A 13,304-nucleotide genomic window follows, 5' to 3' on the forward strand; every position below is an offset into this window, starting at 1 on the left:
ATTACTCAATCCAAAATCCCAAATTTAAAATCTAAAATCAGGTGAGGAGAATTTCTCACCCTTTATTGCGTCATTTTTAGTAGTTCAGGAATTGTCACAAATCGGTAACCTTGCTGTTTGAGTCCGCTGATGATTTGTGGCAAAGCTTCTACAGTTCTTTGGCGATCGCCACCACCATCATGCATTAAAACAATAAAACCAGGTTTCGCGCCTTTGAGGACATTATTTACAAATGCCTGCGGTTTGGCATGAGGATCGGTATCAGCGGAAGTTAGCGACCACATAATTACAGTATCTTTCTGGCTTTTGGCGTAAGCGGCTAGTCCATTATTTAAAAAGCCTCCAGGAGGACGAAACAGAGAAGTTTTGACTCCTGTAATTTTGTATATCAGATCGGCTGTGCGATCGATTTCACTTTTAGCTGTGGCTTCATCCATTCGCCGATACCAATGATGCCAAGTATGGTTGCCAATGGCGTGTCCCTCAGCTACTTCACGCTTGGCTAAGTCTGGATTTGCTTGTAAAGCTTGTCCTACCCAAAAGAATGTGGCTTTAACATCATTTTGCTTCAAGATATCCAGCATTTCTAGGGTTGTCTTTGGCCATGGCCCATCATCAATGCTGAGAGCAATAACCTTTTCGTTGTTGCTGGGTTGCACCTTATAAACTGTTTTTCCCTGAAATTTATCTGGGACTGTAAAAGTAGGGTTTTCTACTTTGGCTGATGGCGGTAATTGGGCATTCATTTGGCCCTTTGCTGGATCTTGAAGTGCAGTATGGATTTTGCTTAGTGGCTGGTTCAATCCCGATTGTGGGGAGATACCTGGAGCAATACTACAAGCTGTAATACTAGAGGCGATCGCGACAAAACTAATTATCTGTTGTCGCTTGAAGGAGTTGTCTGTCACGTCAGGCTTTTAAAGATTCACCCAATCATAAGCTGTAGTTTGATTTTTCAGAGGGTTTAGCAAGCTCAAATATAAGTGCAGCAGCTTTTATAGACAATTTCAAAAAAACTTTCTGAAACCCCTTGACACCTCTTGTAGTATTTTGTAGTATATTTGTAGTGAGTCGAAAGACAAAGCTTCTCAAAAGTTAAATTTATGTTCTACATCCAACTAAAGGACAGGCGTTGGAATAAACCAAAGTCTCCAAATAACAAAGCTGCTACTTGCAAACCATCGGAAGTAGAGGCAATAAACGAAAAAAGTTCTAAGTTTGCACTCATCAAAACCACTGAATACATCCGTAATACACAACAGGTTTGCTACCTAGAGTTTCGGTTGTTTTCCTAACAGTAAAAAGTCAATTTTCTGAACCTTGAAAACTGAATAAGAAATGGGCAAGTTCACCAACAAAACATGTGCCTAAAAACCTAAAATTTTAGGCACAGATTCTCAAAATCGGGGTGTAGCTCAATTGGCTAGAGCGTTCCGTTGTCTGCGGAAATGTTGCGGGTTCAAGTCCCGTCACCCTGGTTGCAGTCCCGTAGGCGAATAGTTTAAGCCGTCAGCCTCTCAAGCTGAAGATTGCGAGTGCAAATCTCGTCGGGACTCCCAAATGGCTGAGTAGCCAAGTGGTCGAAGGCGTCGGTCTGCAAAACCGACATCGTGAGTTCAAATCTCACCTCAGCCTTTGGTGCCGCAGTGTAGCTTAACGTAAAGCCCCCGGCTCATAACCGGGTCGATGCGGGTTCAAGTCCCGCCACTGCTACCAAATGCAGGGATGGTGTAACGGTAACACCTCGTGACTCCAAATCCGATGTTCTAGGTTCAAATCCTAGTCCCTGCGTCAGAGAATTTTAGATTTTGGATTATAGATTTTGGATTAAATTTTTTAATCTAAAATTCAAAATTTAAAATCTAAAATTCTCTCAATTCTGCCCTCGTGGACAAATGGTTAAGTCAGTGTTCTTTCAAAGCACAGATGCGAGTTCAATTCTCGTCGAGGGAATGATTATGGGTCGGTGGCCGAGTCTGGTTGAAGGCGACAGTCTGTAAAACTGTTCTTATTTGCACGCAGGTTCAAATCCTGCTCGACCCACTGGGGAGAGGTGGCTGAGTGGCTCAAAGCGTCCTCCTGCTAAGAGGAAACGGGTAGTTAATATCCGTCGCAGGTTCAAATCCTGTTCTCTCCGTTTTGAGAGTGTGGTGTAACTGGATAACATCTCAGTCTACGAAACTGAAGACGTGAGGGTTCAAATCCCTCCACTCTCGTTACATGGGAGAGATGATGGAGTGGCTGATTCGAGTTGAATTAAACCAGTCCAATGGGTAAAACCTATCTCTCCTTCTTATCCCTCGGTAGCTCAGTTGGTAGTTAGCGCCTGTCTGAAGAACAGGAGGTCGTCGGTTCGATTCCGACCTGGGGGGCTTCGTTGCCTCATAGCTCAATGGTAGAGCAAGCGGCTGTTAACCGCGCGGTTGTAGGTTCGAGTCCTACTGAGGCAGCCATTCATTGCCGGGTGGACGAATTGGTAAGTCGCATTGCTCTGAACGATGAGGTTGCAGGTTCAAACCCTGCCCTGGCAATAAAGCCCTGTGGTGTAATTGGCAACATAGCGCCCTTTGAAGGCGAAGATTCCAGGTTCGAGTCCTGGTGGGGCTGCCAAACTTGCTCTTGTAGCCCAACTGGAAGAGGCTGCCGTCTCAAAAACGGTATGTTGTGGGTTCGATTCCCACCAAGAGTACCAAAATTTGCTCCTGTAGCCCAATTGGAAGAGGTGGCAGACTTAAAATCTGTTTAGTTGTGGGTTCGACTCCCACCAGGAGTACCAACGGGGTGTAGCGCAGCTTGGTAGCGCGTCTGCTTTGGGAGCAGGATGTCGCAGGTTCAAATCCTGTCACCCCGATATGCCCTTGTGACGGAACTGGCATACGTGCTGGAATCAGAGTCCAGATTTTACAGGTTCAAATCCTGTCAGGGGTACTAAGCTCTCGTGGCGGAATGGAAGACGCACTAGACCGAGGATCTAGTTTTTTGCAGGTTCAAATCCTGTCGAGAGTACCAAAATATCTGGGTGTGGCGCAGTTGGGAGCGCGGGAGTTTCGGGAACTCCAGGTCGTAGGTTCAAATCCTGCCAGGACTACCAAATCTTGGGAGTGTAGCTCAATGGAATAGAGCTTCGAGCTTCTACCTCGAAAGTTGTGGGTTCAAGTCCTACCACTCCCGCTTGAAAATGTCTTTAATTTTGAATTTTGAATTTTGAATTTTTATGGGGTCATAGCTCAAATGGCTAGAGCGCCTGCCTTGCAAGCAGGAGGTTATGGGTTCAATTCCCATTGATTCCACTGATGGTGTCTGAAGCCAAAGTGGTCGAGGCGCTGGTTTGTGGAACCAGTCAAAGCGGGTTCAAGCCCCGTCAGACACCCTTGAATGGAAGATGCTGCTGAATGGACGGCAACTGGTCTTGAAAACCAGGGTATGGGCAACTGTAGGGGTTCGATTCCTCCATCTTCCACCTATCCACCTGGAGCCGAAAAGCGAGGCGCTGTGCTGATAACACAGAAATAGGAGGGGCAGTACCTCCCTGGTGGATTTATATCTAATGTTGGTATTACAAATCGCACTTGCTCATTTCTTTTTCAAATTAACTAGGGTGGTTGGCATACCGGCTGTGCAGCGGGCTTTTAACCCGCAGAAATAGGTTCGACCCCTATACCACCCACTAAACAATTAAAAATTTAAAATTTAAAATTCAAAATTAAGAAATGCAATCTTAGTTAGCCTTTTGGCAATCGCTAACATGCAACTTGAATGTACTTGGGTTATGAATAGCAACTAGCGATCGCTAGTTGAGCATGTTGCAATAATACATCTTTATCCAAAGTATGTACGGGATATTGCGGTGTTACTGCCAGTAGTTTCTCAATTCTTTCTCTGGCTGCTTCTACGACTGCTTCATCTAAGCTACCGTTACTGAGCGAATCAGCAAAATCTTCAGCAATCCGATAAGTTCTTTCTATAGATGATGAATTAATATTACGCGACACAATAAACAGATCGCAGCCTGCATTAAATGACCGCGCCACAGTACCAGCTTTCATAAACATATCTGAGATCGCTTTCATATCCAAATCATCAGATACAACTACTCCTTCAAAGCCAAGTTCCTCTCTAAGTATGGTTTTGAGGATAGCCTGAGAAAGCGTTCCTGGGACATCAGGATCTATTCTGGGAAATAAGATATGGACAGTCATAATCAAAGGAATTTGTACTTCGATTAAGGCTTTGAAAGGTATAAGTTCTCGAAGTCGCAGGTCTTCTAGAGTTAAATTCAGTATTGGTAGCTCAATGTGAGAGTCTTTACTGGTGTCCCCATGTCCGGGAAAGTGTTTAGCACATCCCAAAATTCCTGAATCTCGAAGTCCAAGGTAATAGTCACGCGCACCTTGAGTAGCAGTTTCGGGTGTGTTACCAAAGGCGCGAGACCCAATCACGGGGTTATCGGGATGGGAAAAAATATCTGCTACAGGTGCCCAAGATAAATTGATTCCCAGTGATTTTAGTTCTACTGCCGTGGCTTTTGCTACTTCGTAAGCGTGCGATCGCAGCAATAAAGCATGAGGAAAGCGGGTAATCGGCGGTGGTGTACGAATTACACGACCTCCTTCATGATCGAGAGTGAAGAACATGGAATCACGTTCAGTATATTCTCGGATTTGCCTGTTTAAATCTTTAAAGCTTTCCAGCCAAATCTGATATGGGGTGCCATCCAAAAAGTTCTTAGCAAAAAAGATCGCCCCAATCGGCTTTAATTCATTGAGTGCGCGTTTATCGTCATCGCTTAATGTAGTGCCGGAAATACCTAAAATTAAGTGATGTCCAAAGCGCCTTAGCTCCTGCGATACACCCATAATCTTTTACCTATTAAGTTGTGCAGTAAACAACTTGGTTGTTCAATCTAGAGGACATAAACATTTATCCTACACCCTTATCGGGAGAGGAAAGTTTTCTTTAAGTAATGCCCCAGATGTTTATTAATAGCAAATACACAAATTAGCCAATAAATCAACTCCTTTCAGACAACTTTTAAAATTAGCTATTTTCAGTCAAAGGAAATACTTTTGTTTCCCTAAATCACTTGCATGTAAATATAGATAAAGTGCGCGCCACAAAGCCATTGCCAACAATGGTATTGGCAATTTGCTTGGGCAAGTGCGCGTAGGTAAAATTCCCTTTGGCAAAAGTTTTTTGGGGAAGCGATCGCACAATAACTGCCAAATGTAACGGATTGCAACGTATAATGAAAACGATAAAACGGTTAAGAAATATTGAAGAGCAGTAGGGTTACATGCGAGTAGCGATCGCGGGAGCGGGACTAGCAGGACTTTCCTGCGCGAAATATCTTACAGACGCAGGTCACACACCCATTGTCTTGGAACGTCGAAACGTTCTAGGCGGTAAAGTGGCCGCGTGGAAAGATGCTGATGGAGACTGGTACGAAACAGGTCTGCACATCTTTTTTGGCGCATATCCGAATATGTTGCAGTTATTCAAAGAACTGGACATTGAAGATCGATTGCAGTGGAAAGAACACACAATGATCTTCAACCAGCCAGATGCACCAGGTACTTACAGTCGCTTCGATTTCCCAGATTTGCCAGCACCAATTAATGGTATAGTGGCGATTCTGCGAAACAACGACATGCTGACATGGCCAGAAAAAATCCGCTTTGGCATCGGATTATTGCCGGCCATGATTCAGGGGCAAAAGTACGTTGAAGAAATGGACAAATATTCCTGGACAGATTGGCTGCGTAAACACAACATACCAGAACGGGTCAATAAAGAAGTTTTTATTGCTATGGCCAAGTCGCTGAACTTCATCGGGCCAGATGAAATTTCGGCAACCATTCTTTTAACTGCCCTCAATCGTTTCCTCCAGGAAAAAAAAGGCTCGAAAATGGCCTTTCTGGATGGTTCGCCAACAGAACGATTGTGTCAGCCTCTAGTGGATTACATCACCGAACGCGGTGGAGAAGTCCGTTTGAATGCCCCTTTAAAAGAGATTTTGCTAAACGCCGATGGTAGCGTCAAAGGTTACTTGATGCGGGGGTTGAATGGAGACGAAGATGAAGTTTTCACGGCGGATTTGTATGTATCTGCCATGCCGGTTGACCCTCTGAAGGTGATTTTGCCAGCACCTTGGAAAGAAATGGAGTTTTTCCAAAAGCTAGACGGGTTGGAAGGCGTACCTGTGATTAACGTGCATTTGTGGTTCGATCGTAAACTTACGCAAATTGATCACTTGCTATTCTCGCGATCGCCCCTCCTAAGCGTTTATGCTGATATGAGCAATACCTGCCGTGAATACGCCAACCCCGAACGCTCAATGCTGGAATTAGTTCTAGCCCCGGCAAAAGATTGGATTGCCAAATCCGATGAGGAGATTGTGGCTGCAACTATTGCCGAGTTAGAAAAACTCTTCCCCGACCACTTTGGGGGAGACAATCCAGCAACATTGCTGAAATCTCATGTGGTGAAAACGCCCCGTTCAGTTTACAAAGCGACCCCTGGTCGTCAACAGTACCGTCCCTCGCAAACAACCCCCATCAGTAACTTTTATCTCTCAGGGGATTACACCATGCAACGCTACTTAGCCAGTATGGAAGGTGCCGTACTTTCTGGTAAGCTGACAGCGCAGGCGATTTCTGAGGCCCTCCCGGTAGCAAATTCCTCAAACCTGCAAACGCTCACCCGACCGCCCGCAACGAATGCTGCAACTGCCTGATTCCCCGCCGCGCATGAAAACGCTGGTCTCTGTAGACGAGTCATACAAACTTTGTCGGCATCTCACAGCAAAGTATGCCAAGACTTTTTACCTGGGTACTTTGCTTATGAGTCCGGTAAAACGTCAATCTATTTGGTCAATTTACGCTTGGTGTCGCCGTACAGATGAATTGGTGGATGGCCCCGCATCTGCTATTACCACGCCAGAAACCCTAGACCTATGGGAACAGCAGCTGGAATCGATTTTTGCGGGGCGTCCATTAGAAAATTACGATGTAGCTTTAGTTGATACCCTCCAGCGCTTTCCGATGGACATTCAGCCATTTCGGGATATGATTGCCGGTCAGCGCATGGACTTATATCGCAGTCGTTATGAAACCTTTGAGGATTTATACCTCTACTGTTACCGCGTTGCTGGCACTGTTGGCTTAATGTCAACATCAGTTATGGGTGTGGATAACACCATATATGCAGCACCGTGGCAACAGAACAAACAACCTTATATTCCCATAGAAGAAGCGATCGCTCTCGGAATTGCCAATCAACTCACCAACATCTTGCGGGATGTGGGAGAAGATGCCAAACGCGGACGGATTTACATTCCCCTAGAAGACTTGGCAAAATTCAACTATACCGAGCAAGACTTCTTCAAAGGTGTGGTAGATGAGCGTTGGCGGGCATTGATGCGCTTTCAAATTGATCGCGCCCGTCAATTTTACACCACATCCGACCAGGGAATTACTTATTTAGCATCCGATGCCCGTTGGCCTGTATGGGCAGCATCAATGCTGTACGGTCAAATTTTGGAGGCGATTGAAGGTAACGATTACGATGTATTCAGTCAGCGGGCTTTCGTTCCCCAGTGGAAAAAGTTACGCACCTTGCCCATAGCTTGGATGCGATCGCAAGTCCTTTAAAAAATTAGTCATTTGTCCCTAGTCTTTAGTCATCAGTGTTTTATAGATAACCAACGACGAATGACCAATGACAAATGACTATTGACTCTTAAGAGCAAGTCTGGTAACATTGATATTCGTGAGTCAGGAGAGGTGGCTGAGTGGTCGAAAGCGGCAGATTGCTAATCTGTTGTACGGCAGGCAACTCCGTACCGAGGGTTCGAATCCCTCCCTCTCCGTTTTTCAGCTTTTGATACACAGAGTATATTCTGTGTAAAAAAGAAATACTAATATCGGCGTAAATATTTCTACTCCTAAAGATAGATGATATGATCTATCTTTTGGAATCTTGATAAGATCCAGCTAAGTTACAAATCTAGTTTGGATTTTATTTTTAGGCTCCTAAGTGTTTTGAGGAGTGAAAGTAATTTATGAGAAAAATTAGTGCCGCCTTAAGTTTAAGTATAGCTACCCTTGCGGCTGGGTTTCTACTTGGGGCTTGTGGTGATAACAGTAACCCCAACGGCACAGCTAACAACGGAAGTACCGCAACTCCAGCGGCAAACTCAACTACTACAAGCAGTGCTAAAGGACTAAAAATTGGTTCCCTGTTACCGACGACAGGCGATTTGGCTTCTGTAGGACAGCAAATGTTAGGTTCCATACCTTTACTGGTGGATACGGTCAACGCTTGCGGTGGGGTAAATGGCGAACCTGTTACTTTAGTGCAAGTAGATGACCAAACCGACCCAAAAGCTGGAGCTGCCGGTATGACCAAACTAGCAACTTTAGATAAAGTAGCAGGTGTAGTTGGCTCCTTTGCCAGTAGCGTTTCTAGTGCAGCAGTCTCCATTGCCACACCAAATAAAGTCATGCTGGTTTCTCCTGGTAGTACCAGTACCGTGTTTACCGAAAAGGCACAAAAAGGCGACTATAAAGGCTTTTGGGCACGTACAGCTCCTCCCGATACCTACCAAGCACTAGCCTTAGCCCAACTTGCTAACAAAAAAGGTTTCAAGCGAGTTTCTACAGTCGTGATTAATAACGATTATGGCGTAGGGTTTGAAAAAGCATTCGTGCAAACTTTTGAAAAATTGGGTGGAACTATAGTTAATAAAGATAAGCCTGTCCGCTACGATCCAAAAGCCCAGACATTTGATACAGAAGCGGCTGCTGCTTTTGCTGGGAAGCCAGATGCAGTCCTAGCTGTAATGTATGCGGAAACTGGTAGTCTGTTCTTGAAAGCCGCCTATCAGCAAGGTGTGGCGAAGGGAGTACAGATTCTGCTGACAGATGGGGTAAAATCACCTACTTTTCCCGAACAAGTTGGCAAGGGCGATGATGGTAAATATATTTTAACTGGAGCGATCGGTACAGTACCGGGTTCCGATGGTAAAGCACTAGAAGCTTTCAACAAACTGTGGAAGGATAAAAAAGGTGGTGCGCCAGGGGAATACGCTCCTCAAGCTTGGGATGCAGCTGCTTTATTAACATTGGCGGCGCAAGCTGCTAAGGAAAATACAGGCGTTGGTATAGCCAGCAAAATTCGGGAAGTTGCTGATGGCCCTGGCACAGAAGTTACCGATGTCTGCGAGGGACTAAAGTTACTTAAAGATGGTAAAAAGATTAACTACCAAGGAGCTAGCGGCAATGTAGATGTTGATGCTAACGGCGATGTCGTTGGTGTATACGATGTTTGGACAGTAGGAGACGATGGCACAATTAAGGTGATTGACAAAGTTACCCCTAAGTAGAAGTTAGGAGTCAAGAGTCAAGAGTGAAGAGTTATGAGTTATGAATTAAGAATTAGGAGTTAGGAGTGAAGAGTTATGAGTTATAAGTGAAACATTACGAACTCTTAACTTCTAACTCATAACTCCTAACTCTTAACTTTTAAAGCCCACTGAAGTTGTAACCAACTCCTAATAACAAGCCCACATCAGTTTGATCGAAGAATCCGGCATTGATAGCAGCTGTTGCCGTAAATTGAGAAGTTAGAGGCACATCTATCCCACCAGACACCAAAAAGGCAAATTGCGAATCATCACCAGTTTTATAAGCTGCACCTACTCCGACGTAAGGTGCGATCGCTAATGGTTCGCTAAAAGCATCTGCTGGTTTAAAGGTAAAATCGTAGGTGATCGGAAGTAGAACTGTGGTGTTATCCCCAAATATGGCTGAGGGTCGTATTGATATAGAATTTGTCAGTCCGATTTTACTGACTACGGCAAAGTTACCATCGCCTAAAGACGTGTCACCACCACTCAAACCAATGTTAGCAGCGACGCCCAGATAGCTACTACCACCACTGGTAGTTCTACCTAAATCAATATCTGATTGCGCCACTTTGGTAGCAGATGGTTGAGCAGGAGTTTGAGAAGTCGGTTGTACAGGTTCAGAGGTTAGCGTTGCAGATGAGGTCGCCACTGTGCCTGGAACAGGTGTAGGTGTTAAACTAGCGTTTTTCTGTATCGCAGCGTTAGGCGATTGCTCTACCTTAGTTAAATTTGTGACTGTAAAAGTTTCAGTTGTTTCTGTAGAGAGGTTTTGGCTAAACTCGTTGGGAGACGCTACGGTTGCGGAAGGTTCAGTTAATGGCTGATTGCTCAACTTGTTTACTGTCTGGGCGCTTGCAGATAAACCGCTACTGAGAAATGTAAGAGCAGCTATACTTGGCAACCAAAAAACACCTTTACGAAGAAAAATAGTATTCACGTTCACTCCTAAAACAATGTTGCCACGAAAAATAAAGGTTTTTGTTGATTTAAATCAACAAATTCGGGCAATATTCAAAATTTAACATCAAAAAATCGGTTTTACATCCTGAATTTCCTTGATTTCTCTAGTTAATATTTACTAGCAAAAAATTAAATTTTATAGTAATCCTGAATCACTCGCGAAAAACAGGATACCCAACAACTTTTACAAAATCATGGATTTGTGGGTTGTAATTTTCACAAATTAAATAAAATTGATATATTTATTTGAAATATCCTGAATTTGATAGATGACAAATAGTCTCTTTGCTTAAAAGCAAGATAGTGTTTGTTAAGGAGGCGATGCCCACAGCGGGCTGCGCCAACGCGATTGCCATCTCTTCCATGAACGAAAGAAGTTTGTTAACATAACTGCCTTGCCATTAAAGGTAGCTAGATTGTGAAGTGATATTACAAAGCTTGCAAAAATATTTAGAAATTGCCTACAAGGCAAACATAGTTCTAACGTAGAACCTATTAGGAGAGACTTGAGGCAAATGTGATGAGCGAAAATAATATTCAAAAGTACCGGTTTGTCTGTACCCTGACTTTCGGTGATATCTACGGTCAAATAATTGTTTGGTTGATTACAATTACCCTAAGTTTGGCATCAGCCTTGGCGTTAATGGGTGCCAAGCGGCCCGTGTACGCTTTAGCAACAGCGGGTCTTGTTGTTCTGCTATCGCTACCTTTCTTGTTGTTCGCGTTTGTCACTACCTTGTTAAATCATATTGAAGTCAGTCCTGTAGGGCCAGGAACCAAAATGGAACCCATACCAGGTAATGTCTCTCAGCAACAACCTGTACAAGCAACTAGCTAAACAGTTAGGAGTTATGAATTATGAGTTATGAGTCACTTCATCTGTGCCATAACTCTTTTAGGACTTACGCACACTTTACGAATTCTTGGCGTCTTGGCGTCTTAGCGGTTCGACAAATTAAGCTTTTGGGCGATTTTTGCGTAAGTCCTATCTTTGTTTTTAACTTTTCACTCCTAATTTCAAAATTTGTTACAACGTCCCTGTATAGAAGCAGGGAATTTTTTTGTAGAGATGCTACTGCTACAACCCACTAGCTCATTAATCACGTCTCTACAATAGAACAGCAGTGGTTTGCAATCAGTGGGGTAATTATGCTGGAACACGATGTGATTATTGTCGGGGGCGGATTGGCGGGATGTCGCGCTGCTGTAGAAATTGCCCGCACTGACCCTAGTTTAAATATTGCTGTGGTTGCTAAAACGCACCCAATTCGTTCTCACTCGGTTGCAGCTCAAGGTGGTATGGCTGCATCGCTGAAAAATGTTGATTCCGAAGATAGTTGGGAAGCACACGCTTTTGATACTGTCAAGGGTTCTGATTACTTGGCAGACCAAGACGCTGTAGCGATTCTCGCCCAAGAAGCGCCGGATGTGGTGATTGACTTGGAACATCTCGGCGTTTTGTTCTCTCGCTTACCCGATGGGCGCATTGCCCAAAGGGCTTTTGGCGGACATTCTCACAACCGCACTTGTTACGCTGCTGACAAAACCGGTCATGCGATTTTGCACGAATTGGTTAACAATTTGCGGCGTTATGGGGTGCAAGTTTATGAAGAGTGGTACGTGATGCGTCTCATTTTAGAAGAAAATGAGGCTAAGGGTGTGGTCATGTTCCATCTTTTGGATGGACATATCGAGGTGGTGCGGGCTAAGGCGGTGATGTTTGCCACCGGGGGCTATGGTCGCGTTTATAACACTACCTCCAATGATTACGCTTCTTCGGGTGATGGTTTGGCAATGACTGCGATCGCAGGTTTGCCCCTCGAAGATATGGAATTTGTGCAGTTTCATCCCACTGGTTTATATCCTGTAGGGGTACTGATTTCGGAAGCGGTACGGGGAGAAGGGGCGTATCTGATTAACAGTGAAGGCGATCGCTTTATGGCGAATTATGCACCCAGTCGCATGGAACTAGCTCCTCGTGATATTACCTCACGAGCGATCGCTTACGAAATTCGCGCTGGACGTGGTATTCATCTCAATGGCAATGCTGGTGGCCCCTTTGTCTATCTGGATCTGCGCCATCTGGGCAAAGAAAAAATTATGAGTCGTGTTCCCTTTTGTTGGGAAGAAGCCCATCGTTTAGTAGGTGTTGACGCAGTAACTCAACCGATGCCAGTCCGCCCGACAATTCACTATTGTATGGGTGGTATCCCAGTTAATACCGATGGTCAAGTTCGCAGTAGTGGTGATGGTTTAGTTGATGCTTTCTTTGCGGCTGGTGAAACATCTTGTGTTTCTGTACATGGTGCAAATCGTTTGGGGAGTAATTCACTACTGGAGTGTGTAGTTTATGGTAAGAGAACTGGAGCTGCGATCGCCAAATTTGTGCAAAAACGTAAGTTACCTTCTGTAAATGAGCAACGGTATCTAACAGAAGCCCAGCAACAAATTCAAGCTTTGCTAGAACAACCAGGACAGTACCGCATTAACCAAGTCCGTGAAGCTTTTCAGGATTGTATGACTGATTATTGCGGTGTTTTCCGCACTGAGGCATTAATGACTGAAGGTTTGCAGAAATTAGAAGAAATACAACAAAAATACCCGCAAATTTATTTAGATGACAAAGGTAGTTGCTGGAATACGGAACTCGTGGAAGCTTTGGAATTGAGAAGTTTGATGGTAGTAGGACAGACTATTTTGGCATCAGCTTTAAATCGCCAAGAAAGTCGTGGCGCTCATTTCCGCGAAGATTATTCCCAGCGAGATGATACTAACTTTCTCAAACACACAATGGCTTACTATTCACCAGCCGGAATTGATATTCAATATCGACCGGTAGCGATTAATATGTTTGAGCCAAAAGAGCGGAAGTATTAGCCAAAGGTAAATTTATATGAGAAATCGAGGTGATTACAAAAATTTTGTTCACCTCGATTAA

At 44.3% G+C, this 13,304-nt stretch carries 8 protein-coding genes and 25 tRNA genes; 30 read left to right on the forward strand and 3 right to left on the reverse strand.

Annotated elements, in window-relative coordinates; all coding sequences use genetic code 11:
- Nucleotides 1-62 precede the first annotated feature (62 nt).
- Nucleotides 63-908 (reverse strand): polysaccharide deacetylase family protein, encoded by an 846-nt coding sequence (locus RMZ95_RS04585; protein ID WP_322686347.1) that lies wholly within the window; start codon nt 906-908, stop codon nt 63-65.
- A 496-nt stretch (nt 909-1,404) separates the two neighbouring features.
- Between RMZ95_RS04585 and RMZ95_RS04590 the strand changes: the two genes are divergently transcribed.
- From RMZ95_RS04590 to RMZ95_RS04705, 24 genes are all read left to right on the forward strand, one after another.
- Nucleotides 1,405-1,478, forward strand: a tRNA-Asp gene (locus RMZ95_RS04590).
- Between the two features lie 4 nt (nt 1,479-1,482).
- A tRNA-Glu gene (locus tag RMZ95_RS04595) sits at nt 1,483-1,559 on the forward strand.
- A 3-nt stretch (nt 1,560-1,562) separates the two neighbouring features.
- Nucleotides 1,563-1,635: transfer RNA gene (locus RMZ95_RS04600), tRNA-Cys, on the forward strand.
- Between the two features lie 7 nt (nt 1,636-1,642).
- Nucleotides 1,643-1,716: transfer RNA gene (locus tag RMZ95_RS04605), tRNA-Ile, on the forward strand.
- Nucleotides 1,717-1,719: 3 nt separating this feature from the next.
- A tRNA-Trp gene (locus RMZ95_RS04610) sits at nt 1,720-1,791 on the forward strand.
- 91 nt (nt 1,792-1,882) lie between these two features.
- A tRNA-Glu gene (locus RMZ95_RS04615) sits at nt 1,883-1,953 on the forward strand.
- A 7-nt stretch (nt 1,954-1,960) separates the two neighbouring features.
- Nucleotides 1,961-2,043: transfer RNA gene (locus tag RMZ95_RS04620), tRNA-Tyr, on the forward strand.
- 4 nt (nt 2,044-2,047) lie between these two features.
- Nucleotides 2,048-2,137 (forward strand) — tRNA-Ser (locus RMZ95_RS04625).
- 4 nt (nt 2,138-2,141) lie between these two features.
- A tRNA-Arg gene (locus RMZ95_RS04630) sits at nt 2,142-2,216 on the forward strand.
- Nucleotides 2,217-2,297: 81 nt separating this feature from the next.
- Nucleotides 2,298-2,372 (forward strand) — tRNA-Phe (locus RMZ95_RS04635).
- Nucleotides 2,373-2,378: 6 nt separating this feature from the next.
- A tRNA-Asn gene (locus tag RMZ95_RS04640) sits at nt 2,379-2,453 on the forward strand.
- A 5-nt stretch (nt 2,454-2,458) separates the two neighbouring features.
- A tRNA-Gln gene (locus RMZ95_RS04645) sits at nt 2,459-2,531 on the forward strand.
- A gap of 3 nt (nt 2,532-2,534) precedes the next feature.
- Nucleotides 2,535-2,610: transfer RNA gene (locus RMZ95_RS04650), tRNA-Gln, on the forward strand.
- Between the two features lie 5 nt (nt 2,611-2,615).
- Nucleotides 2,616-2,692: transfer RNA gene (locus RMZ95_RS04655), tRNA-Leu, on the forward strand.
- A gap of 6 nt (nt 2,693-2,698) precedes the next feature.
- Nucleotides 2,699-2,776 (forward strand) — tRNA-Leu (locus RMZ95_RS04660).
- A gap of 1 nt (nt 2,777) precedes the next feature.
- Nucleotides 2,778-2,851: transfer RNA gene (locus RMZ95_RS04665), tRNA-Pro, on the forward strand.
- Between the two features lie 3 nt (nt 2,852-2,854).
- Nucleotides 2,855-2,928: transfer RNA gene (locus tag RMZ95_RS04670), tRNA-Leu, on the forward strand.
- Nucleotides 2,929-2,932: 4 nt separating this feature from the next.
- Nucleotides 2,933-3,009, forward strand: a tRNA-Leu gene (locus RMZ95_RS04675).
- Between the two features lie 9 nt (nt 3,010-3,018).
- Nucleotides 3,019-3,091 (forward strand) — tRNA-Pro (locus tag RMZ95_RS04680).
- A 6-nt stretch (nt 3,092-3,097) separates the two neighbouring features.
- Nucleotides 3,098-3,171: transfer RNA gene (locus tag RMZ95_RS04685), tRNA-Arg, on the forward strand.
- Between the two features lie 45 nt (nt 3,172-3,216).
- Nucleotides 3,217-3,290, forward strand: a tRNA-Ala gene (locus tag RMZ95_RS04690).
- A gap of 6 nt (nt 3,291-3,296) precedes the next feature.
- Nucleotides 3,297-3,370: transfer RNA gene (locus RMZ95_RS04695), tRNA-His, on the forward strand.
- A gap of 7 nt (nt 3,371-3,377) precedes the next feature.
- Nucleotides 3,378-3,460: transfer RNA gene (locus RMZ95_RS04700), tRNA-Ser, on the forward strand.
- Between the two features lie 136 nt (nt 3,461-3,596).
- Nucleotides 3,597-3,667 (forward strand) — tRNA-Lys (locus tag RMZ95_RS04705).
- Nucleotides 3,668-3,767: 100 nt separating this feature from the next.
- On the opposite strand, the gene RMZ95_RS04710 is transcribed toward RMZ95_RS04705, so the two are convergent.
- Nucleotides 3,768-4,856 (reverse strand): glycoside hydrolase family 3 protein, encoded by a 1,089-nt coding sequence (locus RMZ95_RS04710; RefSeq protein ID WP_322686346.1) that lies wholly within the window; start codon nt 4,854-4,856, stop codon nt 3,768-3,770.
- 437 nt (nt 4,857-5,293) lie between these two features.
- On the opposite strand from RMZ95_RS04710, the gene pds reads away from it, so the two are divergent.
- From pds to RMZ95_RS04730, 4 genes are all read left to right on the forward strand, one after another.
- Nucleotides 5,294-6,733, forward strand: a complete 1,440-nt coding sequence (gene pds / locus RMZ95_RS04715; protein WP_322686345.1) for a 15-cis-phytoene desaturase — start codon at nt 5,294-5,296, stop codon at nt 6,731-6,733.
- Nucleotides 6,717-7,649, forward strand: coding sequence for a 15-cis-phytoene synthase CrtB (crtB, locus tag RMZ95_RS04720; protein WP_322671778.1), 933 nt, complete (start codon nt 6,717-6,719; stop codon nt 7,647-7,649). The genes pds and crtB overlap by 17 nt, the downstream gene beginning before the upstream one ends.
- 126 nt (nt 7,650-7,775) lie before the next feature.
- Nucleotides 7,776-7,867 (forward strand) — tRNA-Ser (locus RMZ95_RS04725).
- A 192-nt stretch (nt 7,868-8,059) separates the two neighbouring features.
- Nucleotides 8,060-9,382 (forward strand): ABC transporter substrate-binding protein, encoded by a 1,323-nt coding sequence (locus RMZ95_RS04730; RefSeq protein WP_322671777.1) that lies wholly within the window; start codon nt 8,060-8,062, stop codon nt 9,380-9,382.
- A 139-nt stretch (nt 9,383-9,521) separates the two neighbouring features.
- On the opposite strand, the gene RMZ95_RS04735 is transcribed toward RMZ95_RS04730, so the two are convergent.
- Nucleotides 9,522-10,343: a hypothetical protein gene (locus RMZ95_RS04735; protein ID WP_322686344.1), complete on the reverse strand. Its 822-nt coding sequence runs from the start codon at nt 10,341-10,343 to the stop codon at nt 9,522-9,524.
- A 543-nt stretch (nt 10,344-10,886) separates the two neighbouring features.
- Here RMZ95_RS04735 and RMZ95_RS04740 point away from each other — a divergent pair.
- Together RMZ95_RS04740 and RMZ95_RS04745 are read left to right on the forward strand one after the other, a co-directional pair.
- Entirely contained in the window at nt 10,887-11,204 is a 318-nt protein-coding gene (locus tag RMZ95_RS04740) for a hypothetical protein (RefSeq protein WP_099102821.1), read from the forward strand.
- A 311-nt stretch (nt 11,205-11,515) separates the two neighbouring features.
- Nucleotides 11,516-13,243: a succinate dehydrogenase/fumarate reductase flavoprotein subunit gene (locus RMZ95_RS04745; protein ID WP_322686343.1), complete on the forward strand. Its 1,728-nt coding sequence runs from the start codon at nt 11,516-11,518 to the stop codon at nt 13,241-13,243.
- Nucleotides 13,244-13,304 lie beyond the last annotated feature (61 nt).

It is taken from the genome of Nostoc sp. DedQUE07 (genome assembly GCF_034530975.2).
Lineage (GTDB): Bacteria > Cyanobacteriota > Cyanobacteriia > Cyanobacteriales > Nostocaceae > Nostoc.

Bases quoted from the DNA above. Each gene is read 5' to 3' on its own strand.
- RMZ95_RS04745 (WP_322686343.1), top strand. From the start codon at position 11,516: ATGCTGGAACACGATGTGATTATTGTCGGGGGCGGATTGGCGGGATGT.
- pds (WP_322686345.1), top strand. From the start codon at position 5,294: ATGCGAGTAGCGATCGCGGGAGCGGGACTAGCAGGACTTTCCTGCGCG.
- RMZ95_RS04730 (WP_322671777.1), top strand. From the start codon at position 8,060: ATGAGAAAAATTAGTGCCGCCTTAAGTTTAAGTATAGCTACCCTTGCG.
- RMZ95_RS04740 (WP_099102821.1), top strand. From the start codon at position 10,887: ATGAGCGAAAATAATATTCAAAAGTACCGGTTTGTCTGTACCCTGACT.
- RMZ95_RS04710 (WP_322686346.1), bottom strand. From the start codon at position 4,856: ATGGGTGTATCGCAGGAGCTAAGGCGCTTTGGACATCACTTAATTTTA.
- crtB (WP_322671778.1), top strand. From the start codon at position 6,717: ATGCTGCAACTGCCTGATTCCCCGCCGCGCATGAAAACGCTGGTCTCT.